We start from the raw sequence: 21,801 nt of genomic DNA, 5'->3' as shown, positions 1-21,801 counted from the left end.
AGCAGCTAATGATATTAACTCTGGGGTGCTCTTCCATAACAACTCCTTACTCCCACAAGGGGTAGCGCTAATAATTAAACAGGTAATTCGGATGCAATACGCCAATGAATAGAACTGACACTGCGTTCTAAACTCACGCGGCAAACAATACCTTCAATTTCTTTTTGTTCTGCAGGTGTTGCAATTATTTCAGCGCAGACTTCTAACTGCCCAGGCTTAGCGATATCTGCACTACACAGTGATTGTAGACGTAATGCCACACCATTTAATGCTTGCAAAATAAGGGTGCGGACCAGTATTTCCTCTTCAGCGCCGCAAGTTACCTGAATCCGGTAACGTACTTGTAAATCCACTGCTTGTTGCTGAGGTTGTAAGTTAATCCGTTGCGCGGCTTCGCGTAATAATATATTGGCGCATAGAATCACCGCCGTCGCCACCACTGCATTCCAATACAGTCCCAAACCGCAGAGCACGCCAATCCCCGCCGAACACCACAGTGTCGCGGCTGTATTCAAACCTCGAATATTCATACCTTCACGCATAATAACACCTGCGCCAAGGAAGCCGATTCCTGAAACAACTTGTGCAGCAATACGACCAGGGCTGTCAGGCGAAGTCGCATAGGAACTAAGAATAAATACCGCTGCGCCCGTGGCAACTAATGCATTAGTACGTAAGCCCGCCATGCGTTGACGCCATTGTCTTTCAGCACCAATTAACGCACCAAGGCACATCGCTAATAATAAATTTATGACAAAAGGAGTTAATGCCATGATTCTCTCCATGATTTAATCATTGGTAGAATAATCATGTGCTATTTAGCACATAGGTAATTGTGCCGAGCGAAATACGTAGCGTATTACTCAGCTAAAAACCAGAATGCGCCTGGAGGAAATAATGCGTGGTTGTTAAATACCATAATAATAACCCAAACTAATACCCTCGATGATTTATCATCGAGTTAAAACATTATTGGGTATGCACAGCTCAGGAAATACAGAGAGGGTGCTGCCCGCCATTTTTCGGCAAGCAACAAATCAATAGGGAGATTGGTTAGCTTGCCTTGCTTATTTGACTACTACTTTGCGTATCCATTAGTTTCTCCACTTAATTTTTTCAAGATTATAGTTGCCGATGATAATTAAGTAAAGATTATATTCCTAAACAAACTCTAAACCAATTCTAGCGAATGAAATAGCGTCATTAATACTCGTAATATCGAGTATCAATTTCCATCTTTACGCTAGGGGTTATTCTCTTCCTACCACGTTGACTTTATGAAAAAAGGCTTGTACTCCCACCTTCATTATCGCGGCTACCCCGTGGCCTATTGTGAATGACGAGACATGTCATCAAGTTATTGACTCAAATACAGAAATCCACGAAATCTTTAATCCAAATTGCGATCACGGTCTCATTTATAGCCCTAACGATTTTAGGGCCGTTGCCGATAGGTTCTAAAGGATAGTTGGGATTTTTTGAAGCAGGTAAGAACCTTTCCTCGAGCGACTATAGAAACGGAACCGATAATGAAACGTGGAAGTACGCATCAGCCATTGAACCGAAATATGACAACAGAACAGACTCAAAGTACGAAAGTATTGTTTGTTAACAATATGCGTCTGGTCTCTTTGTTTATCGCCATTTTGGCGGGGATACTGCTGTTATTTGCAGCGGCAATTGGTACATCCGGATACTTTTTAAAACAAAGCAACCAATCACTGGCAGAAGCAACACAAGAGCTGGATATCCGTTTGGGCCTTTCCAATAGCTCAAATTACTTGCGCACAGCGCGGCTTATTTTAATTCAGGCGGCCTCATCAGCGCGAATTGGTGATGCGCAGGGCTACCAGCAAGGTCTAAAAAATGCTGAAAATTGGATGGCGCAGTCGCAGCAGATGTTCAATCTTTACTCTAACCGCCCGGTGAAATCTGCCACCGACACGGCACTCGATGGACCACTGAAAAAAGCCTATGAGGAGTATCGCGACACTGGGATGAAACCCATGTTAGATGCAACCAAAGAGGGACATTTTGAGGAAGTTATTTCCTTGGAAGCAGAAAAACTGAGCCCATTGGATACGGCTTACAATGAACCCTTACTAAAAGCGCTTAAATACCGGACAGAACAAGCCACCCAAATTAATCTCACCGCACAGCAAGAAGCCCGCCTCGGTTACTTATTGATGGGGGGAGCCTTTATCTTAGCGATTTTACTGACATTGATCGCTTTTTTAGTGATCAGCAAAGTCATCATTAAGCCAATTAATTGGCTGGTAGAACGCATACAGCGTATTGCTCAAGGTGACTTGACACAAACACCTATCGCCTTCGGTCGTAATGAGATAGGCGTGTTAGGCAATAATATTCAGCAAATGCAGGATTCTCTTTCCACCACAGTAGAGGCCGTTCGCAGTAGTGCCGACTCTATTTACCAAGGCTCCAGTGAAATCGCATTGGGCAACACTGACCTTTCTGCCCGTACAGAGCAGCAAGCTGCCTCTCTTGAGCAGACTGCCGCCAGCATGGAGCAACTCACCGCAACCGTAAAACAAAATGCCGAGAATGCTCATCATGCCAGCCAACTGGCCGCTAACGCCTCTGCTAAAGCCGCTCAAGGTGGCGATATCGTTGATGATGTTGTTACTACGATGGACAAAATATCGCTCAGTTCGATGAGAATTGCGGAAATTACCAATGTCATTAATAGCATTGCTTTCCAAACCAATATTCTGGCACTCAACGCGGCGGTTGAAGCTGCTCGTGCAGGTGAACAAGGCCGCGGTTTTGCCGTGGTCGCCAGTGAAGTCCGAAATCTGGCCCAGCGCAGCGCCGATGCCGCAAAAGAGATCGAATCATTGATTGAAGCCTCTGTTGATTTGATTGGCGATGGCTCAATCTTAGTATCCGATGCGGGTAAAGCGATGAGTGAAATTGTCACTGCTGTCACTCATGTCACCGATATCATGGGTGAGATAGCCTCTGCTTCCGATGAACAAAGCAGAGGTATCAGCCAAGTAGCGCAAGCCGTTTCAGAAATGGACAATGTGACGCAGCAAAACGCCTCTTTGGTTCAAGAGGCTTCTGCCGCTGCCGCTTCTCTTGAGCAACAAGCTGAAGTCCTGACACAAGCAGTGGCCGTATTTCAATTAAATGGCCGCAGCGCTGCCCCTCGACTTAAAACTGCAACACCAACGTCCATGAGCCAAAATCAAGCTTCTGTAAACAAGAAATCCGGTGATGACTCGCTGAATTGGGAAACATTCTAAGAGGCTGACCGCTAAAATCTCGTCAAGCTGTGCAAAGTAAGCCAAGGACGGATAACACCAAATAGCAAAACCGGAGGCAAGGTATTCACCATCCTCCGGTTTTTTATTGCGATATTCATGGCATTGGGCTGGCAGAGTACGCCAAAAACTATTTGTGAAGTGGTTCCACAAACGTCCCATCATGGCTATCAATTTCATTGAAGAACCAAACGCCTGCTGGGTAATCTTCCAGTGAAACCAGGTACATGACACCTTCACTAAACTGCTCAACCTCTAAAACAACCCCTTCACGTCGTGGGCCGCCATCAGTCTTTACCGTCACCCGATCGTTCACTTTCATGATGTTACCTTCAATTTAATCAATGCTATTAGTGTATACGCTAACTAATGAGAGTTGCAGCCAACACACTGCACCTTCAAGTATAAAGGGTATAGTCCGAAATTAGATGAGAATGATAAGGCTTACGTACCGATAACAGTATGCTTTTAACGAATTTATTTGCGCGAACAAAATGAGGGATGTGCATGCCACGATTAAATGGGCCACCCAGTCAGCAAAGATAGTGATATCTCGTCAGTCAGGCCGCTATTGAGGGATATAGGTGGTTTTATGCTGCGTTAGGACGTAAAAAAACCCGCCTTAGCGGGTTTTTTGTAATCAGCCAAAGGCCAATTAGATTGCAGTTACGTTTGCTGCAGACGGACCTTTAGCACCGTTCTCGATAGAGAACTGTACGTTCTGGCCTTCAGCCAGGGTCTTGAAGCCTTGATCTTGGATAGCAGAGAAGTGAACGAACACGTCTTTGCTGCCATCAGCTGGAGTGATGAAACCGAAGCCTTTAGACTCGTTGAACCACTTTACTTGACCTTTCATCATGTTAGACATGTTTATTTCCTTTATTAAAAAATTTTTGCCACCATGGGCGTGTTATAGCCGGTTATCAGTCGTTACTTATGGAGGCACTATGAAGGAAATTCGTCAGTGAAGAGCTATCAACGATAACGCTTTAAATATGAACCACTTTACTCAAGATGTCGTGCATAAATAGGTCTGTACCACAGGCCGAGACGCATTAACTCATGACCGGCTTTTAATAGCAACTCTTTTTAGCGCGTAAACTAAAGATTCTTGTTCGCTTGGCTAAAATAAAGCCAAAAAAGCCACTTATTAGGCGCTGGATGCGCGTTATTACACGAAATAATCACCACATTATTTTCTTCTTACATCTATCCAATCGGAAATATTCAGAAAAATAATAATAAAATTCGCTAAATGCGCCTGCTTATTCTCACGTTTAACCGCCGGGACTAAAAGTTTACCTTATAGTTTTGCTAGAATAAGCAATCACCTATCCGAACGAGATGCGAGAACAAGAGATGAAACCGAAATCTGTCACTTTGGATGATGTCGCCCACCAAGCGGGGGTTTCGTATCAAACCGTATCGCGCGTTTTAAATCAGGCGGCTCATGTTTCGCCAAAAACCCGCACTAAAGTTGAACAAGCGATGGCGGATCTAAACTATGTCCCTAATCGGGTTGCACAGCAGTTAGCCGGTAAACACAGTCTGACGCTCGGGCTGGCCACCACCGACCTCTCTTTACATGCACCTTCGCAAATTGCAGCCGCCATAAAAGGCAAAGCACGTGAGTTGGGGTATTCGATTGTCATTGCAATGGTAGATGACCACAGTGACCTTGCCTGCCAGCAAGCGATAAATGAGCTCCTTGCACAGCGCGTTGATGGCATTTTAGTGAATGTTCCGTTGAAACCAACCCGTAGCCAGAAAGTCGTCCAGCAATGTGCTGGCACACCCGTGTTGTTTCTGGATGTTGACCCACAATCTGCGGCTTTCAGTGTGTTGTTTGACCCAAAAGTGGGGGCCATTCAGGGGGCAGAGCATTTACTTTCATTAGGCCACCAGCAAATTGCCTTGATTTGTGGGCCGAAAGACGCCATTTCGGCTCAATTACGCTACCAGGGCTGGCAACAGGCGCTGAGCAGTGCCTCACTCACGCCTCAGGCCGTTTATTATGGTGAATGGGATGCGCGTAGTGGTTATCAGGCCACGCAGAAGCTCTTGAGCAGCCAAATTCCATTTAGCGCCATTTTAGTTGCTAACGATCAAATGGCGCTTGGTGTGTTGCGAGCACTCCATGAGCATGATGTCGATGTACCGGAGCAGGTTTCTGTGGTCGGTTACGATGACACTGCAGACAGTGCCTATTTCCAGCCGCCACTGACGACGGTGCGGCAAAACTTCAAATTATTGGGTGAAGAAAGCGTTTCCCGCCTGATAGTGAAGTTGCATCATACTATTGAGCCCCCTTCTGAAACCTTGTTATTAGCAACCAAGCTAACAATACGCCAGACCACCGCTCCATTTACCCCTAAAAATGATTAATTGCGATCATTCTCGACTATTTAACCCACGACTATTTACTTTATCTGTCGTTGAATTCATCTTGGTGGCATTAAATTGTGAGCGCATAACATTTATGGTTATTGCGAGCAAAAACAAGAATACATCCGCAGACTAAGAGGCTGATATCATGACGTCACCGCAAAGGGTTCAACAGCAGGTTAAGCCCACCCTATCGCAGATTTTATCTCGCAGGGATTGGGAGAACCCGCAAGTGACGCAGTATCACCGCCTTGAGGCGCATCCTCCGTTTCATAGTTGGCGTGATGTCGATGCCGCACAAAACGACGCTATATCATCGCAGCGACAGTTACTGAATGGGTTGTGGTCATTTAGCTATTTCCCTCAGCCGGAGGACGTCCCCGACAACTGGGTTGAGCATGACTTAGCCGGTGTGGCGACATTACCCGTTCCCGCCAATTGGCAACGCCATGGTTATGACACGCCCATTTATACTAACGTGCAGTACCCTATTCCTGTTGATCCTCCTCGAGTGCCAGAGGAGAACCCGACCGGCTGCTATTCACGTGAGTTCACGCTATCTCCAGATTGGCTTGCCTCGGGCCAAACACGCATTATTTTTGATGGCGTCAACTCCGCATTTTATCTCTGGTGTAATGGGTCATGGGTCGGTTACTCCCAAGACAGCCGCCTCCCTGCCGAATTCGATCTAACACCCTATTTGCAAGCAGGCAATAATCGCATTGCTGTTCTGGTTTTACGCTGGAGTGATGGCACCTATCTGGAAGATCAGGATATGTGGCGCATGAGTGGTATCTTCCGTGATGTGAGTTTGCTCCATAAACCTGAGATCCACTTGCGTGATATTCATATCGCAACCCATTTATCGCCAGAATTCAGTTCAGCCAATTTAGAGGTGATGGCCGCTGTTAACATCCCACCACTTCAAATGAACAACCCTTTAGTGACCGGTGCCTTTCAAATCCGCGTACAGCTTTGGTTAGCCGATCAACTGATCACAAGCAAGAAGCAACCCTTAGGCACTGAAGCGATTGACGAACGAGGTCATTATTCTGACCGCACTCGTTTGAGTATGCGGGTTGAACGCCCCTTATTGTGGAGTGCAGAGGAACCAACCCTGTATCGTGTGGTGGTTTCCCTACTCAATGATCAAGATGAGTTGATTGAAGCGGAAGCCTATGATGTTGGTTTCAGGCAGGTAGCCATTCATCAAGGGCTGCTGAAAATTAATGGCAAAGCAGTGCTGATTCGCGGGGTTAACCGTCATGAACACCATCCGCAAACCGGCCAAGCAATAGATGAAGCAAGCATGCTGCAAGATATCCTTCTGATGAAGCAGCATAACTTTAACGCCGTCCGCTGTTCCCACTATCCAAATCACCCGTTGTGGTATCGATTATGTGATCGTTACGGCCTGTATGTTGTTGACGAAGCGAATATCGAAACACATGGCATGCAACCTATGAGCCGCTTGGCTGACGATCCGCAATGGTTTTCAGCCTTTAGTGAGCGCGTGACTAGGATGGTTCAAAGAGACCGCAATCACCCTTGTATCATTATCTGGTCATTGGGTAATGAATCAGGCCATGGCGCTACCCATGATGCGCTCTATCGCTGGATTAAAACCAATGACCCCACACGCCCAGTACAATATGAAGGTGGTGGTGCAAATACTGCCGCAACAGATATTGTCTGCCCCATGTATGCTCGAGTGGATGAGGATCAGCCCTTCCCCGCCGTCCCCAAGTGGGCCATTAAAAAATGGATTGGCTTACCAGATGAATCCCGCCCGCTGATTCTATGCGAGTATGCTCACGCGATGGGCAACAGCTTCGGTGGTTTTGCCCGCTATTGGCAAGCATTTCGCCAGTATCCAAGGTTGCAAGGAGGATTTGTTTGGGATTGGGTTGATCAGAGCCTCATCCACCATGACGAGCATGGCCAACCTTATTGGGCTTACGGCGGCGACTTTGGAGATAAACCCAATGACCGTCAATTCTGTATGAACGGGTTGGTTTTCCCTGATCGCACCCCACACCCTAGCTTGTACGAAGCGCAATGCGCGCAACAGTTCTTTCAATTTTCACTGATCAGCACCACACCACTGGTCATCAGTGTGACCAGTGAGTTTCTGTTCAGAAGTAGTGATAACGAACAACTGTTTTGGCGGATTGAATCGGCAGGGGAAACGATACTTGAGGGGAATTTATTATTGGATTTGCCCCCTGAAGGTACCCGCACCTACGAGCTTCATGAACAGTTGCCGACTCTCGATAACCCTGACGATTTATGGTTGAACGTTGAAGTGCGCCAGAGAGTAGAGACACCTTGGTCGCCTAGCGGCCACCGTAGCGCATGGCACCAATGGCATTTACCGCAGGCACTCCCAGTTGAGTCGATGCCGCAACATGATGCTAACCTGCTAAGTGCGCTTCAACTCCATCAAGATTCGCACCATATTACCGTGGAACATCAGCAACAACGCTGGCAGTTCTGCCGTGAATCTGGGTTGCTCACACAATGGTGGGCAGAAGAGAAGCCGTTATTACTCAGCCCATTGCGCGATCAATTTGTGCGAGCCCCGCTAGATAACGATATCGGTATCAGTGAAACCACACGTATCGACCCTAATGCTTGGGTTGAGCGCTGGAAGAAGGCTGGGATGTATCAGATGGAATCTCGTTGCTTGTTATTACAGGCCGACACCCTGTCTGATTCAATACAAATCAGTGCACAGTACAGCTACGAAGTTGATGGTCAACGGCTAATACATTCACATTGGCTATACCGTTTTGATCAACAAGGGCGAATGACGATTGATGTGCGTGCCCAAGTGGCAACGGCCCTCCCTGCCCCAGCAAGAATTGGTATGCACTGCCAATTGTCTGATATTGCAGAACATGTCGAATGGTTAGGACTAGGGCCACATGAAAACTACCCTGACCGCAAACTGTCAGCACAGTATAGCTACTGGTTACAGCCTCTTGATCAAATGCATACACCTTACATTTTCCCCAGCGAGAATGGGTTACGATGCAATACTAACCGCTTGAATTACGGCCATTGGCAGGTCACTGGACAATTCCATTTCGGCATTAGCCGCTACAGTACAGAGCAACTGATGAGCACCAGCCACCAGCATCAACTCAAAACGGAGCAAGGCACTTGGCTCAATATTGATGGCTTCCATATGGGAGTGGGTGGTGATGACTCCTGGAGTCCTAGTGTTCATATTGATGACTTGCTAACAGACCAACACTATCAATATCGGGTCTGCTGGCAATATAACGTTTAGATTAACCGTGAAACGAGCGGCGCTTTTTCTTCTTTAGGCCGCTCTTAATTTCAGATTAATACCTATATCGGCATAGGCGTAACACTCATACAATCATGGCGTTCAAACATCTCTTAGTCTTAATATTTGCCCTGCCTTCTTTGTCACCATGCAAGTCTGTCCTTACATGATCGACTCCTTTTTATGCGCCCACCCTATTGGGCGTTTTTTTTGCCTTCTACTTTGCAACACACTGGCAATTGAGCCATGACTTAAGCACATTCTAATGATGAATGATGACTATAACGGGAATAAGATAGTCATCTCACTACTGACATTGCATCTGATCTTGCACCTTCACGCAACAGAGGACTTATATGAAATTATTAACTCAACTTCCGGAAAACATGCTGGCGATTGAAATCTCACAGTCCGGTGGGCCAGAAGTGTTAGTTCCTGTAAAACGGCCTATTCCTATGCCTGCTGCGGGTGAAATACTAGTTAAAGTATCAGCTGCAGGTGTTAACCGCCCAGACGTGTTACAACGTAGGGGTCATTATGCGCCGCCTCCCGGAGCATCTGATATTCCAGGATTAGAGGTTGCAGGTGAAGTTATTGCGATTGCCGCAGATGTGACACGTTTCAAAATTGGGGACAAAGTGTGCGGATTGATTGCGGGTGGGGGTTATGCCCAATACTGCGTGATACACGAGACTAATTCCTTGCCGATTCCCGATGGGCTAACGGATATCGAAGCAGCGGCGTTACCCGAAACGTTCTTTACTGTATGGACTAACCTCTTCCAACGCGGCCGCTTTACTGCGGGTGAAACTGTCTTAATTCACGGTGGAACATCCGGTATAGGAACGACGGCAATTATGCTCAGCAAAGCATTTGGGGCAAAAACGGTGATCGTCACCGTCGGATCAGAAGAAAAACAACAGGCTTGCCTCGCATTGGGCGCAGATATCGCCATTAACTACCGTACTCAAGACTTTGTTGAAGAAACCAAGCGGGCCACATCAGGTAAGGGGGTTGATATCATTGTTGATCTCATCGCTGGTGATTATGTTGCACGTAACTACGAAGCAGCCGCCATGAATGGGCGTATTATTCAAGTTGGGACGCAAAACGGCATCGTCAAAGAGCTTAACTTAATGTTAATGCTGCTAAAACGCCTAACACATACCGGTTCGACATTACGCTCACGCAGCGTGGCAGAAAAAGCACTGATCGCCAAAGAATTGGAACAACAGGTTTGGCCTTTGCTAAGCGAGGGTAAAATAAAGCCGCAAATCTTCCAGTTATACCCATTGGCGGAGGCCTCAAAAGCGCATGAATTGATGGAAAGTAGTTCGCATATTGGCAAAATCATCCTGACCGCTTAGCGTTATTTGTGACGATTTTCGTCCGCATTGGACGTCAACCATCAGGTGAATTCAACAGTTAAGTAGTTGCTTTCACCTGATAAATAAATAATATATATCTCTATTCGCGCTCTCTCACCTATAACAGTTTAGCGGTCAAAATAGGTCAACTGCTATACTTTATAATGAATATTTCATGTTAACCTATAATACGGAGCATGGTTTAATTCTATGAGTAATAAATCACAAGGTTACAATTATGGACATCATTAAAAAGATATTAATCGATGATATTGCAAGAATAAATCAAAAAGAAAAGAGAGATGGTCGATTAAAATTTAATAGCGATTTTGTGTACAAGCACCCTTACCTTTGCTTGGCAATGTTAATTTCCTATTTTTTCGTCTTAATTTTGATGTACTTAACACCCTACTTCGGCACCGGATACATGATCGCTTTTACCATATTCTTTGTGCTGATGTCAGCAATTCTTATGATGGAAATCAAACCCATATTTAGGTTTGAGGATATTGGTGTACTTGATTTACGCGTTTGTTACAACGGAGAGTGGTTCTTTAGTCGTGCCTTGTCAGCGCAAGCAATTGAAGAAATATTAAATAATAAAAATATCAGTGATGAATTTAAGCTGCGTTTCAAACATATTATTAGCAATAAAGGTGAAATCGATTTTTATGATGTTTATGACTTGGCCTATTTGCAAAAAAAGTCCAATCAGTCCAATGATCATAGCACTATGGCTACATTAGCTAGCACATCAGCACTAGGACGTTAAGCACTGATACACACGCTTGTCCATTAGGCGTTAAACCGGCCAACACAGATTGGCCTTTTATTTTTTAAGATACATTCGATTTATTAGGCGTAGATAAGTAATACATTAAAAAATCGCCTATAATCACGCAAATGTACCTAATAATAAGAGGCCAGCGTAAAATATGGATAAGATTGACGAGCAATTGATTACTATTTTGGCTGAGAACGCTCGGATCTCATTAAAAGATTTGTCCCAACAGGTCAACCTCTCCTCCCCCAGCACATCAGAACGTCTGCGGCGCTTTGAAGAACGTAAAATAATCCGCAGCTACACTTTGGACTTGGACCAACGCGCATTCGGTTATGCCCTGCAAGCAATTGTTCGTGTTAAGCCCTTTGTTGGCATGCGACAAGTGGCCCAACAAAATATTCAAGAAACACCAGAATGTGTTGAATGCGACAAAGTGGCCGGTGACGATTGTTTCATCAGCCGGTTGCACATTCAATCGATAGATCAATTGGATGTCATCACAGATCGTTGGTCACAACATGCTGAAATTCAAACATCAATTGTAAAATCGTCCCCTGTCCTGAGACGGTTACCGCCATTAATCCCCTCAGTGAAAGGCTCTAAATTCTGAAAATTGTGTCACAAACCTCACTTTAACTAGCATAAAGCGTTATGATTCCAATCACTGAATGAATATTTCACAGCGGATAATTGATGAGTAATGATAATTTAAATCAGGCGTCAGATTCATTGATTCTGACGCTTCCCAATAACCGTTGGGATCAACAAGGTACAGAATACTTCAGCGCCGTTGAGGCATTGGAGCAAGGTAAAGTCTTATTTTTACCCCATCTTGCTTTCGAATTGAGTGACCAGGAAAAACAATTGTTAAACCCTGCACTTGTTGATGCTAAGCGTAAAAATATCAGCCTTAAACCTCTAGAAGGCGTACTTACTGGGGTGACCGACGAAAATAAAGTTGCGTTAGTTCGCCAGTTACTTGAACGTTATTACCAACATTGTCTTAGCCTAGTTAATCAATTGCTGCCCGAGTACACCTCCGTCCTGCAAAGCCCCACGAATAGTCTGCGCTTACACCCAGTGACGGCTTGGCGTGATAAAACATCTTGGCGTAAAGATGATAGTCGCTTACATGTTGATGCTTTCCCTTCTCGCCCTAATTACGGCGAACGCATTATTCGCATCTTTTCCAATATCACCCCGCAAGGTGAGCCTCGTTCCTGGCGAGTGGGGGAAGACTTCACACAGCTTGCGAGCCGTTACTTGCCTCAATTGGATCGTTATTCACCCGTCAGCAGTTGGTTGCAACATAAAGTGGGCATTACGAAACGCCGCCGTAGCCATTACGACCACCTGATGCTTCAGCTACACGATAAAATGAAATCGGATCTGGATTACCAACAAAATGGCCGACAGGAAGCGATTGATTTCCCATCAGGCAGCAGTTGGATCTGTTTTTCAGATCAAACACCTCATGCCGCCATGGGGGGACAATATATGCTGGAGCAAACTTTCTTATTGCCAGTCAATGGGATGAAAAATCCGCAGCAATCCCCGTTAAAGATACTCGAATCTCTGACGCAGAAGACACTGATATAGCTCATTCCTTTCCAGTGACTTCTTCTATTATGGAATCTGCAGTTGTGCGGATTCCATATAAAACATAGTGATAACGCGGTATTAATCGCATCGAAATTTTTCCAAAAAAAATGGGTTCATGGCTTGATCCCCGATAAAAAATAAATATAATTTTTCGCGTCGGATAGAAAGGCGTTGCAATATTGTAGATTGAATGGCTGTATTCCCCTTATCGGCACCAATATATGACAACCTTGCTCATGCTTATGTTGACTTAAATATCAGCTTATTTTCATTTGCCTAGAAAATACAAATCAACTCAAATGAATATTGGAGGTTAGTATGGTTAAGGTCTATGACAGAAATAGAAACCCAATCATCCCAGGCAAACGTGTTATGGTCGCGCAAACAGGGGAGATTGATGTCGCAAAAGCGATTCATGCTGAAGGGTTGGCCCCAGTACAGGCTGAGCGTGAGCCTGTTGTGGAACTGCAACATACCGGCGAGCGTTATGTTCCTTTTGATTTAGTTCGACTGGGATAATTATCCTAAATAGCGTCACGCTGTTAATATCAGTACTATTTCAAGTTAGATTTATCCGCACAGAGCATATTCGTTAACCGCTAACTCTCCGGAGCAACTTTTGAGAAGTTAAGTTGCTCCGGCCTTGCGCTTTATATCCACAATATTTTTTAGAAAATATAGCAATCCTGTACCAACATTAAGATATCACTATCCGACTAGTCTTAATACCAGTCGGATAGCGCCATTTAAATATGACATGCAGGTTCAATCGCTTTTGCCACTTTATTTTGGAAAGTGGCCAGTTGACAAAGCTTATTAACACCAATGTTCTCGCAACCGTCTATCTCAATGGGCACGACGCCCGCTGGGTTATTATTTAAATCCAGCTTTTCGCTATTTCGCAACTGATCCATTGTTTGATAAAACATTTTGACCGCCACATAGCGCTGATGATTCATTGGGTCTTGCCACAGCTCAAAAACAAGTCCGCCACCCGGTGGGGTATTATCAGGTTGCTGAGGAAGTTGCCAGTCAGCCCCGAGCATACCGCCAATATTAGCGATATTGGTATCATGGCCCCCAAGGAAAAGGATTTTAGTTTGTTCAGATAACGGTAATGTTTGCCCTTGCCCCTTACGCTCTAGCACCAGTGCGGTGTCAATTTGCTGTAACAGCGGTGTTCCCTTGTGGCGAGCGATATAAGGTGTTTTGGCCATCAAATCAAACTGCGCATTATGCAGTGACAACAAGGAACGCCAATTTTCTTCACCCGTTAACCTGTGCCAAGCGACATCCGACATACCTTGCGAGTTTTGTAATAAAAAGATTTCACCTAACGTCGAAGATAATGCCAACGGTCCACTGAGTGAAACTTTAGTCCCCGCTTGGTTCACCTCAACTTTATTCGCTGCAAATGTCGCAAAATCACAGGTTTTTCCCTGCTGTTGCAGTAATTTACAATAAGGTGACCCAGCGAAGTTTAAGATCTCACCCATCTGAGCAAACGGCTTGGCATAGCGCTGACTCAGCTCACTCAATGGCCCCCCTAATCGCGCTTCAATGGCCTGATGAGTTTGCACGTCATCTAACTTACACACGCCGGCATCAACGGGGTGAAACAGTGGGTCAATCCTTTTCAAATCAGCCTGGTAGTGCATTTTCAGGCCACAATCTGGCGCAATACCCTCTAAGAACGCTTCCCCGGTTAATCGGGTACGCTGATCGACATCAGCCTGAGCATATATGGCCCCACTAGGTGGGCAACCCATTGGGATTAAGCCTCGGTGGCGGAAGTAGTCGCCATAAAACGCGCCCATTAAGGCCACTAATTGCGCCCCTCTGGGTGTTAAGTACCCAGCTTGAACCGGCCACTGCGGCCATTTATCGGGGGTGACATCATTCATTAACTGTGTTTGTTTGGTCGGAGAACGCACACCATGGCGACTCAAAATAACGACTCGTTCCAAGGTGTAGCCTGTTGGAGGGGAAACAATCGGCGCGGCATGACTTGCAAAACTACCGAGCATCAACAACAAGGCCATTAATCGCAGATTCTTTATTGCTCTTGCCATCATTTATATCCTTATTAAAACTACGAATATTTATGCCACAACGAGTATGGTCGACGATTGGTGTCCTCACAATGTTGAACGATGGTAAGCAACAGATATACCGCGGCCCCGACATGGACAAATAGGGAATAATTCATATAATCAGGCAAAACAAATGAAAAGGTATGATTATGTCATTTACTGAATGGGTTATTTTAGGCGTGGTCATTGGCTGCGCCATTGGTGCTTTGATGAAGATTTTCGGTAAGAAAAAAGGTCAGTAACCTGATTGGCCCTCCCCCCTCTAAAAATTGACTGACCAGAGCATGTAATACGATCCCGACATTGCCTAAATGAAACTCTGTATTGACCTGAATGCCTAATAAGAGCACGAAGACTTAGTGTGATAAGGATCGCTGAATTTTTTTTCTATAAGTGCTTGAATAATGTCAGTGTACGGGGGTTTTCCCTCTAACAGAATCTCTCCTCGGGTGTTTTCGAGGTGGCCTTTTCAACCACTCATGAATCTCTCAATGAAATGGTTGCGAACATGGCCCCTTTTGCGGCATGTTTACAACAACACCTCCCTGCTTTAGACGTTCGAATTATCACTTTGTGAGCAACCTGATGATTAAGTGGCTGTGGAAAGCAAATCAACCGCAAGCGGAGACACTCGCACAGTGGCGTGAAGCCCTAGATATCCCCTTGCTAGCGCCTCTGAATGAGCAAGAACAAGCGCGTCTGGTTTCTGTGGCGAGCCAACTGCTGCAACAAAAACGGCTGGTACCGTTACAGGGTTTGGTACTCACGCCATTGATGCAAGCTCGCCTGACGCTGCTTTTTGCGCTCCCAGTGATGGAACTCGGTGCCAAATGGCTAGATGGTTTTCATGAGGTGCTTATTTACCCCTCACCTTTCGTGGTAGAGGATGAATGGCAAGACGATCTCGGTTTAGTGCATTCAGGTCAAACAGTGCAATCTGGCCAAAGCTGGGAACAAGGGCCGATTGTTCTTAATTGGCAAGATATTCAAGATTCATTTGATTTATCAGGTTTTAATTTGGTTATTCACGAAGCCGCTCATAAATTGGATATGCGTAATGGTGGCAACTCAAACGGTGTTCCCCCTATTGCGATGCGTGATGTTGCCTCGTGGGAGTATGACCTGCATCAGGCCATGGATAATATTCAAGATGAAATCGATATGGTCGGTATTGAGGCTGCCAGTATGGATGCCTATGCCGCCAGTGACCCAGCCGAATGTTTTGCTGTGTTATCTGAATATTTTTTCAGTGCGCCTGAATTATTAGAAGGCCGTTTCCCCACTGTGTATCAACACTTCTGCGCTTTCTATCGCCAAGACCCACTGGCTCGACTAAAACGCTGGGAAAAACAGTAATGCTGTGGAAAACAGTAACGCTGGGAAAATAATAAGCAACGATGACCGCCGACTGCTCATATGCTGAGCATTCAATTCAAATGTACTAATTTAGCGTTGACAGGATCGGGCATGCTAGATATCATGCGCCCCGTTCACACGATTCCTCTGTAGTTCAGTCGGTAGAACGGCGGACTGTTAATCCGTATGTCACTGGTTCGAGTCCAGTCAGAGGAGCCAAATTAAAGACGCCCGCTCAAGGAAACTTAAGCGGGCGTTTTGCATTACGGCGATCCCACAAGCACAGTCTCCTCGGCCCAATCCAGTAATCTGCCTACAGTGCTGTCTATCCTAACTTGGTGCTTATTATTATGGGTATGCAGCGGAAACTCTTCCCGCAAAGCCAATGCCTATGGGGCATCCCAGCACTCTGTAGATCTCAGCAATCACCTGCATCGTTGCCGCTTCGATAGTTCCTTCATTACGGCATAAAACCCAGTCGTGATTTGCTATTTCTCGCTCAAACGCCTTGGTACAAGCGACGTGCTCTTCCAGCTTATGAATCACGGTACTACTTAGTCCTCGCGGTCGGGCCGCTGCCCTCGCCCAAGATATATCAGGCGCAGTAACCACCCCGACATGCAGGTCTGGTGCTCGCACGTTTCGCTCAATGTTAAGCTGTAAAATCTCTGCAAATAGAACCATCCGGCGAAACACGGCATCCGACGGATACCAGCGATCCATCAAGATAATGCTGTCTGGTGGCTGGTTATTCAGTCACGTTATCCGTTGAACCACATCAGGTTGTGCCGCGGTTGTTTTTTGTTAACGTTAGTGGATACCGCCCTGATACGTTAGCTGAATTGCATGAATTCCACCTTTTTGTTGCGGAAGATACGCGGCAAGCGAAGAAAAAAGCCTTGGCAACGTTACTCTGTGGCTTGGATCAACAGCATGAGGATAACCTGAAGGACGTTGATGATTGTCTACTGCTCGAAAAGTTGCGGGAACGCTTTGTTCACCTGACGCTCTGTGCTTCAGGACATCAAGACCAACCAGAATGGCAAGGTTATCAACCGATAGTCCACTGATATTCAGAGGGTTGAATATGTTCGCTCTGGCAATAACCAGCCCGCAGGTAATCCCTGTCTGCAATGAGCGAAGAGCGGACCTTATTGTACAAAGCATGTAGCCAGATTACAGTGAAGCCACTGATTGACAAGTGAGTCAAACCAGACAAGCAGTCAATGAAACAAAACTTCGCCAACTTAACCAAATCTGGATAACTGATCGGTTCATGAGGACAACAAATAATGTCATTCAATAATAAAAAACTGTTAATTACTCTCTTATCCCTCTGCACATTCCAGACTTATGCAGCACAATGCACAGCGGAAACCTTTGCTAAAAACAAACTGAATAACTTCATCCTCCTGAGCCAGCAGACAAGAACAGAAATCCCCAAATCGGTTGAAATCACTATTGATAGCCCTGATGGGTATCTCCGCACATCGGTTCAAAGCAACTTCAGTCAATGCGGTGAGTTAATTGGCGGCCGTATGAAAGAGGTCAAAACCTCAACAGGCCCGAAAACAGTTTTCACGGCTACCAATGAAATTCAGCTGAATAGAACGGAGTTTGGCTGGCTCATCCATCTGGATGCAAACGGGGTCATAGCCGATAACAACAGTCAGAAGACCACGCAGGCATATCGGCAGACTCTTGAGGGAATTTACCTGCTTAATGATAAAGGAATTATCAGCCGTGCAGTTAATCGTTCGATTATCGCGGCCACAAAACCAGGAGATAAAGACAAAACTACAGTGGGCACAATAGACTACGTTTTCAATTCATCAGGATTACTGGCAAGTGCGGCAAGCAAAGGAAGTATGGCGATAGATAATAATACGACTGTATATAGTTATGATGGCAATCATCGCCTGATCAAAACCCAATCACCCTCAACCATAGAAGAGTATGGCTATGATAACGAGGGCCGTGAGTTGACCCTGAGCAAGACCCAGACATATTTCACCATCGAAAAAAATCTGACCACCTGCGAGGAGTGGAACTCACATGGAGAGTGCACACGCGCCAATATGGATATCACAATCACCCCAACTGATCGGACAGGTAAACAGTATGTGGACAAACATAGCGCCGTAATCACGGCGAAATATGAATACTGGAACTGACCATTTCACCTGCTACATAAAAAGTCAAAATGGTATTGGATCCGCATCTGGATCCTTTATTTCATCCAGATTCTGAGCTGAATCGCCCCGGTATAGCTTGGTCGAGAGCCGACTTGAGCCAGTACAGCTGTAAGTATCCCTGCAAACGAACCATCAATTTTTAGAGGGCCTATGGCACTCCAGTTTGCGCTCTTGGCACGTAGTGGCTATTCAGTTAGGTTAACTTTTATGTCTAGGTTCCTAGGGTGAACGATGATTTTTTTGCTGGATATACTCAAGTAGAATGCGAAAAGGAATTCAAATTAGATGGAATTATGCGCACAGAAAAGGCGCCTTTCAGGATGCTGGTAAAAATTACCGAACAAGCAGATCCAGCCAATCTGGGTTCTCAATTTTACGGGAATAGGGCAGCATCGCACGATTAATCAGCTCAAAGAATTCTGACTCCTCCATCCTTACTGCTTCGCTTGTGCCAGGTCCCTCCCATTCATCAAAGAGATGCCAGTAAAGCGATTTCAGGGTATCGACCACCGCCGCGAAAATCTTTACGTCAGGTTCAAGCCAATGACACACCAGAAAATACATTTTCTGTTCTGCATCATGGATGGACGCGCACTGGGAAAGTTGACTCATAAATAGCTTGATCCAGACCAATGCTGCTGTTTTCAGCGGTGGCAGATCTATCCGCTGCTCTGCCATGTACCGTGACATATATAATTCAACCTCGGTCCGTTCAGGTTGCTTATCAAGCCCCAGTGAAGCGAGAATTAAAAGAGTCTCCGAATCATTTCCTTCGATGATTTGATCTTCAGCCCAGGCAATGATCAGGCAGTCCAGATCATTGTGGAGAAAGTGATATTTCCTTGAAAAAACAAGCAGCCCGAGCAGGTCATTGAATGTGTATAGAGATGGCATCTGATATTCCCTTACCTGTATTATTTACATGAACCCTAACAGTGATAATTTCTGAGTCCATCATTAATTGAACGGTGGGTCTATGTAACCGAATGAAACTCCAATTAACCTTCATTTTATCGAAACTATTGATATAAATTCTATAGAGTGTAGTTGCATACCGATTTTGGCTACATAAGCAGAAGTGTGAAATGTCCGTCTCTGGCACGAAGCTGACGGGCAGATTTGAGCGAAGAGCAGACATTCTGTGTTAAGTAGTGATTCAGGTGCTAATTGGATTTTCTGTGGCGTATCAATACCACCTTATGTTGCTAAGGATATATTGCTCAATTTCTGGAGCATAAAATCAATGAGCGCTCTTGTTTTAGCGGGCAAGTAACGCCGATCTGAATAAAGTGCGAACAATTGCAATGGGGCTGCCGACTGTTCAAACTCAATCTCGGTTAATCGTCCATCCTTAATGTAAGGTTGGCAGGCTTGTTTTGATAGAATTGCAAAACCGACACCTGCTAGCGCAGCTCGTCCTGCCATCTCTCCGCTGTTTACCCGATAATGCCCTTTAACTTTAATTGTCTCGAATCCTCCCTTTTTAGTGACAAACTGCCAGGGAGCACCTTTCAGAGCACTTACCGTTGTAATACAGGGTAATTCTTCAAATTGCTGTATGTGAGAAGGCGTGCCATAACGCTGAATCAAGGAGGGAGCTGCAACAATAGTGCATGGGATAGTCACCAGATGACGGGCTATGTAGTCACTGTCATCCATCTGACCACGGGTAATAATGATAGCTAAATCCAAATCATCTCGTAGGGATTCGAGGCCTGACAAATTTGTGACACAGCTGATCTCCAGATCCGGGTACTGACAGGCGAAATCGGCAACAACAGAGCCTAGCAATGCAGGACCTATTTCATTGGGAATACAGATCCGTAATGGGCCCTTAAGTTGCATTTGCCGCAACGTTAATTCTGTCTCAGTTTGCTCAAGCGCTTCCAGCAATGGCTTTGCTCGGGTATAGAGTAGTTGCCCCGCCTGGGTGAGTTTCATATGTCGGGTGCTGCGCTCAATGAGCTGAAGATTCAGTTTTTCTTCTAACTGAGAAATACAACGACTCACATTTGATGTCGGCATTTCAAGGACTTTCGATGCCCCAACAAAACTTTCACTTTCAACCACAGCAATGAACACTTTCAGGGTATTAAAATCAAGCGCCGGACGCATCAATTATCCCATATTTGATAATAATGAATACCATTTCTACCATATAATGCACACTCTTGATATCGGTTAAGCTAGAATAAATTTCATCCACAGGTTCTTGCTATGCCACTGATCACACAACCGTTTAATCATAAAGCCCTCATGCGGATAGCCATTGTAATGGCTTTTATCCAGTTCACTAATGCGCTGGAATACATGGCGTTAACGCCTGTTTTTGCTTTTATGGCAGCAGATTTCGCAGTTCCCGTATCATTCTCAGGCTATGCGTCCGGTATGTACACATCAGGTGCAGTTCTTTCGGGCGTTATCGCCTTTTACTGGATTGGTCGTTTTAATAAGAAACGTTTTTTAATCGTAAATATGGCCCTATTAGGCCTGCTGACACTTTCGACTACATTCACCTCCAATTTTAGTCTACTGCTTGCACTACGATTCTGTGCAGGGTTGGTTGGAGGGACAACAATGGGTGTGGGGATAAGTATATTGATAAACAACACACCGGCTAACTTGCGTGGAAAAATGTTGGCGACGGTGATTGCGTCATTTTCGATGGTAAGCATTATTGGAATGCCCACTATATTATTTTTGTGTACAAATTATGGTTGGCATGTCGCTTTGTGGCTAATAAGTACACTTTGTGTGTTGGCATTACCACTGATTGTATCCGTCATACCCCAAGACTCAGTCTCTTTCGACACGCTGCGCGCACAGTCTCTCAATGTGGATACTTTACTGTTTGCCTCCAGTAATGCGCTTGCACAGTTTAGTCCAATGCTGGTCATTCCTATTCTAGTGCCATTAATGACACAGCAGTTGGGCGCTTCGCAAGACCTGTTGCCCTGGCTGTTCTTCGTCGGGGGGATTACAGGTTACCTGTCTACAAAAATGACAGGCATGTTAACCTCCCGTGTTTCTGCTTTGATTTTGGCGACAGGTTCAACCATCGTTTTTATATTGAGTTTGCTAATACCAATGCTGGGCTATCAGCATGCGGCGCTATTTATGACTTTATTTCTCGGTGCATCTTACAGTCGTCTGGTTTCATCTTCAGCGGTTTCGATACAGTTTCCTGATGATAGTCAACGAGCTGGATTTTCTTCATTACAGACATCAATAATGTATCTGATAACAACCGTCGCATTTTTCCTGTCTGCTTTTTTATTACCTGATCATGGTATGGCACCACAAAATGTGAACATGTTGCTGGCGGTGTGTGCAATTTCCGCATCAGGGTTCCCAATTATCGTTATCATTCTGCAAAAGAAACTGGCTAAACGTACTATCCAGCCTGACCCCTTCATCATTGATTAGCATAACGTCCT

General features: G+C 45.3%; 18 protein-coding genes, 1 tRNA gene and 2 pseudogenes. 14 read left to right on the top strand and 7 right to left on the bottom strand.

The annotated features are described in order from the left end of the window. Positions 1-74: 74 nt before the first annotated feature. Entirely contained in the window at positions 75-773 is a 699-nt protein-coding gene (locus tag DA391_RS08705; protein WP_050083779.1) for an MgtC family protein, read from the bottom strand. A gap of 756 nt (positions 774-1,529) precedes the next feature. Here DA391_RS08705 and DA391_RS08700 point away from each other — a divergent pair. After that, positions 1,530-3,269, top strand: a complete 1,740-nt coding sequence (locus DA391_RS08700) for a methyl-accepting chemotaxis protein (protein ID WP_108087546.1) — start codon at positions 1,530-1,532, stop codon at positions 3,267-3,269. 148 nt (positions 3,270-3,417) lie between these two features. Here the strand turns inward: DA391_RS08700 and dsrB are convergent, their stop codons facing one another. Together dsrB and cspE are read right to left on the bottom strand one after the other, a co-directional pair. Next, positions 3,418-3,609 (bottom strand): protein DsrB, encoded by a 192-nt coding sequence (dsrB, locus tag DA391_RS08695; RefSeq protein WP_004701013.1) that lies wholly within the window; start codon positions 3,607-3,609, stop codon positions 3,418-3,420. A 333-nt stretch (positions 3,610-3,942) separates the two neighbouring features. Continuing rightward, positions 3,943-4,155 carry a transcription antiterminator/RNA stability regulator CspE gene (cspE, locus tag DA391_RS08690; protein ID WP_002210893.1) on the bottom strand — a complete coding sequence of 71 codons (213 nt, stop codon included), beginning with the start codon at positions 4,153-4,155 and terminating at the stop codon, positions 3,943-3,945. A 491-nt stretch (positions 4,156-4,646) separates the two neighbouring features. On the opposite strand from cspE, the gene DA391_RS08685 reads away from it, so the two are divergent. The 8 genes and pseudogenes from DA391_RS08685 to ydfZ all read left to right on the top strand — a co-directional run bounded on the left by DA391_RS08685 (position 4,647) and on the right by ydfZ (position 13,239). Beyond that, positions 4,647-5,672, top strand: a complete 1,026-nt coding sequence (locus DA391_RS08685; RefSeq protein WP_108087545.1) for a LacI family DNA-binding transcriptional regulator — start codon at positions 4,647-4,649, stop codon at positions 5,670-5,672. A 148-nt stretch (positions 5,673-5,820) separates the two neighbouring features. After that, a complete protein-coding gene (locus DA391_RS08680) occupies positions 5,821-8,967 on the top strand; it encodes a beta-galactosidase (protein ID WP_108087544.1) in 3,147 nt (1,048 codons plus the stop codon). A gap of 356 nt (positions 8,968-9,323) precedes the next feature. Next, positions 9,324-10,334, top strand: a complete 1,011-nt coding sequence (locus DA391_RS08675; RefSeq protein WP_050286402.1) for an NAD(P)H-quinone oxidoreductase — start codon at positions 9,324-9,326, stop codon at positions 10,332-10,334. Positions 10,335-10,572: 238 nt separating this feature from the next. Then, positions 10,573-11,106 (top strand): YlaC family protein, encoded by a 534-nt coding sequence (locus DA391_RS08670; RefSeq protein ID WP_050286401.1) that lies wholly within the window; start codon positions 10,573-10,575, stop codon positions 11,104-11,106. Positions 11,107-11,269: 163 nt separating this feature from the next. Next, positions 11,270-11,728 (top strand): Lrp/AsnC family transcriptional regulator, encoded by a 459-nt coding sequence (locus tag DA391_RS08665; RefSeq protein ID WP_050083784.1) that lies wholly within the window; start codon positions 11,270-11,272, stop codon positions 11,726-11,728. 83 nt (positions 11,729-11,811) lie between these two features. Next, positions 11,812-12,651, top strand: a pseudogene (locus DA391_RS08660) (Kdo hydroxylase family protein); the annotation flags it as partial. After that, positions 12,564-12,785 carry a hypothetical protein gene (locus DA391_RS24695; protein ID WP_226722679.1) on the top strand — a complete coding sequence of 74 codons (222 nt, stop codon included), beginning with the start codon at positions 12,564-12,566 and terminating at the stop codon, positions 12,783-12,785. The pseudogene DA391_RS08660 and the gene DA391_RS24695, both read left to right, overlap by 88 nt. 253 nt (positions 12,786-13,038) lie before the next feature. Continuing rightward, entirely contained in the window at positions 13,039-13,239 is a 201-nt protein-coding gene (gene ydfZ, locus DA391_RS08655) for a putative selenium delivery protein YdfZ (protein ID WP_050083786.1), read from the top strand. A gap of 227 nt (positions 13,240-13,466) precedes the next feature. On the opposite strand, the gene DA391_RS08650 is transcribed toward ydfZ, so the two are convergent. Continuing rightward, positions 13,467-14,792 (bottom strand): AppA family phytase/histidine-type acid phosphatase, encoded by a 1,326-nt coding sequence (locus tag DA391_RS08650; RefSeq protein WP_108087542.1) that lies wholly within the window; start codon positions 14,790-14,792, stop codon positions 13,467-13,469. 606 nt (positions 14,793-15,398) lie between these two features. On the opposite strand from DA391_RS08650, the gene mtfA reads away from it, so the two are divergent. Continuing rightward, positions 15,399-16,169 (top strand): DgsA anti-repressor MtfA, encoded by a 771-nt coding sequence (mtfA, locus tag DA391_RS08645; RefSeq protein ID WP_050286400.1) that lies wholly within the window; start codon positions 15,399-15,401, stop codon positions 16,167-16,169. A 143-nt stretch (positions 16,170-16,312) separates the two neighbouring features. Further along, positions 16,313-16,388, top strand: a tRNA-Asn gene (locus DA391_RS08640). Between the two features lie 129 nt (positions 16,389-16,517). Here DA391_RS08640 and DA391_RS08635 read toward each other — a convergent pair. Continuing rightward, positions 16,518-16,925, bottom strand: a pseudogene (locus DA391_RS08635) (thymidylate kinase); the annotation flags it as partial. On the opposite strand from DA391_RS08635, the gene DA391_RS08630 reads away from it, so the two are divergent. Next, positions 16,910-17,239, top strand: coding sequence for a DUF1543 domain-containing protein (locus DA391_RS08630; RefSeq protein WP_147659441.1), 330 nt, complete (start codon positions 16,910-16,912; stop codon positions 17,237-17,239). The pseudogene DA391_RS08635 and the gene DA391_RS08630 sit on opposite strands and share 16 nt — an antisense overlap. A 222-nt stretch (positions 17,240-17,461) precedes the next feature. Continuing rightward, on the top strand, positions 17,462-18,343 hold the full coding sequence (locus DA391_RS08625) for a hypothetical protein (protein WP_108087541.1): 882 nt from the start codon (positions 17,462-17,464) through the stop codon (positions 18,341-18,343). A gap of 354 nt (positions 18,344-18,697) precedes the next feature. On the opposite strand, the gene DA391_RS08615 is transcribed toward DA391_RS08625, so the two are convergent. Together DA391_RS08615 and DA391_RS08610 are read right to left on the bottom strand one after the other, a co-directional pair. Next, positions 18,698-19,258 (bottom strand): hypothetical protein, encoded by a 561-nt coding sequence (locus DA391_RS08615; protein ID WP_050874645.1) that lies wholly within the window; start codon positions 19,256-19,258, stop codon positions 18,698-18,700. Positions 19,259-19,561: 303 nt separating this feature from the next. Further along, the gene (locus DA391_RS08610) at positions 19,562-20,479 is read right to left on the bottom strand and encodes a LysR family transcriptional regulator (protein ID WP_108087540.1); all 918 of its coding nucleotides are present in this window, start codon (positions 20,477-20,479) and stop codon (positions 19,562-19,564) included. Between the two features lie 102 nt (positions 20,480-20,581). Here DA391_RS08610 and DA391_RS08605 point away from each other — a divergent pair, with 102 nt between their 5' ends. After that, complete coding sequence (locus DA391_RS08605; protein ID WP_057645438.1) at positions 20,582-21,790, top strand: MFS transporter; 1,209 nt, start codon at positions 20,582-20,584, stop codon at positions 21,788-21,790. Positions 21,791-21,801 lie beyond the last annotated feature (11 nt).

Origin of the sequence: Yersinia massiliensis, from assembly GCF_003048255.1 — a bacterium.
Classification (GTDB): domain Bacteria; phylum Pseudomonadota; class Gammaproteobacteria; order Enterobacterales; family Enterobacteriaceae; genus Yersinia; species Yersinia massiliensis_A.
Note: the sequence above shows the minus strand (reverse complement) of the source record. Positions and strands in the feature narration are given on the sequence as shown.

What these genes read in the sequence shown, in the direction of transcription:
- DA391_RS08605 (WP_057645438.1), top strand. Translation starts at nt 20,582, where the DNA reads ATGCCACTGATCACACAACCGTTTAATCATAAAGCCCTCATGCGGATA.
- DA391_RS08650 (WP_108087542.1), bottom strand. Translation starts at nt 14,792, where the DNA reads ATGGCAAGAGCAATAAAGAATCTGCGATTAATGGCCTTGTTGTTGATG.
- DA391_RS08675 (WP_050286402.1), top strand. Translation starts at nt 9,324, where the DNA reads ATGAAATTATTAACTCAACTTCCGGAAAACATGCTGGCGATTGAAATC.
- dsrB (WP_004701013.1), bottom strand. Translation starts at nt 3,609, where the DNA reads ATGAAAGTGAACGATCGGGTGACGGTAAAGACTGATGGCGGCCCACGA.
- DA391_RS08700 (WP_108087546.1), top strand. Translation starts at nt 1,530, where the DNA reads ATGAAACGTGGAAGTACGCATCAGCCATTGAACCGAAATATGACAACA.
- cspE (WP_002210893.1), bottom strand. Translation starts at nt 4,155, where the DNA reads ATGTCTAACATGATGAAAGGTCAAGTAAAGTGGTTCAACGAGTCTAAA.
- DA391_RS08680 (WP_108087544.1), top strand. Translation starts at nt 5,821, where the DNA reads ATGACGTCACCGCAAAGGGTTCAACAGCAGGTTAAGCCCACCCTATCG.
- ydfZ (WP_050083786.1), top strand. Translation starts at nt 13,039, where the DNA reads ATGGTTAAGGTCTATGACAGAAATAGAAACCCAATCATCCCAGGCAAA.
- DA391_RS08615 (WP_050874645.1), bottom strand. Translation starts at nt 19,258, where the DNA reads ATGCCATCTCTATACACATTCAATGACCTGCTCGGGCTGCTTGTTTTT.
- DA391_RS08665 (WP_050083784.1), top strand. Translation starts at nt 11,270, where the DNA reads ATGGATAAGATTGACGAGCAATTGATTACTATTTTGGCTGAGAACGCT.
- DA391_RS08685 (WP_108087545.1), top strand. Translation starts at nt 4,647, where the DNA reads ATGAAACCGAAATCTGTCACTTTGGATGATGTCGCCCACCAAGCGGGG.
- DA391_RS08670 (WP_050286401.1), top strand. Translation starts at nt 10,573, where the DNA reads ATGGACATCATTAAAAAGATATTAATCGATGATATTGCAAGAATAAAT.
- DA391_RS08705 (WP_050083779.1), bottom strand. Translation starts at nt 773, where the DNA reads ATGGCATTAACTCCTTTTGTCATAAATTTATTATTAGCGATGTGCCTT.
- mtfA (WP_050286400.1), top strand. Translation starts at nt 15,399, where the DNA reads ATGATTAAGTGGCTGTGGAAAGCAAATCAACCGCAAGCGGAGACACTC.
- DA391_RS08625 (WP_108087541.1), top strand. Translation starts at nt 17,462, where the DNA reads ATGTCATTCAATAATAAAAAACTGTTAATTACTCTCTTATCCCTCTGC.
- DA391_RS08610 (WP_108087540.1), bottom strand. Translation starts at nt 20,479, where the DNA reads ATGCGTCCGGCGCTTGATTTTAATACCCTGAAAGTGTTCATTGCTGTG.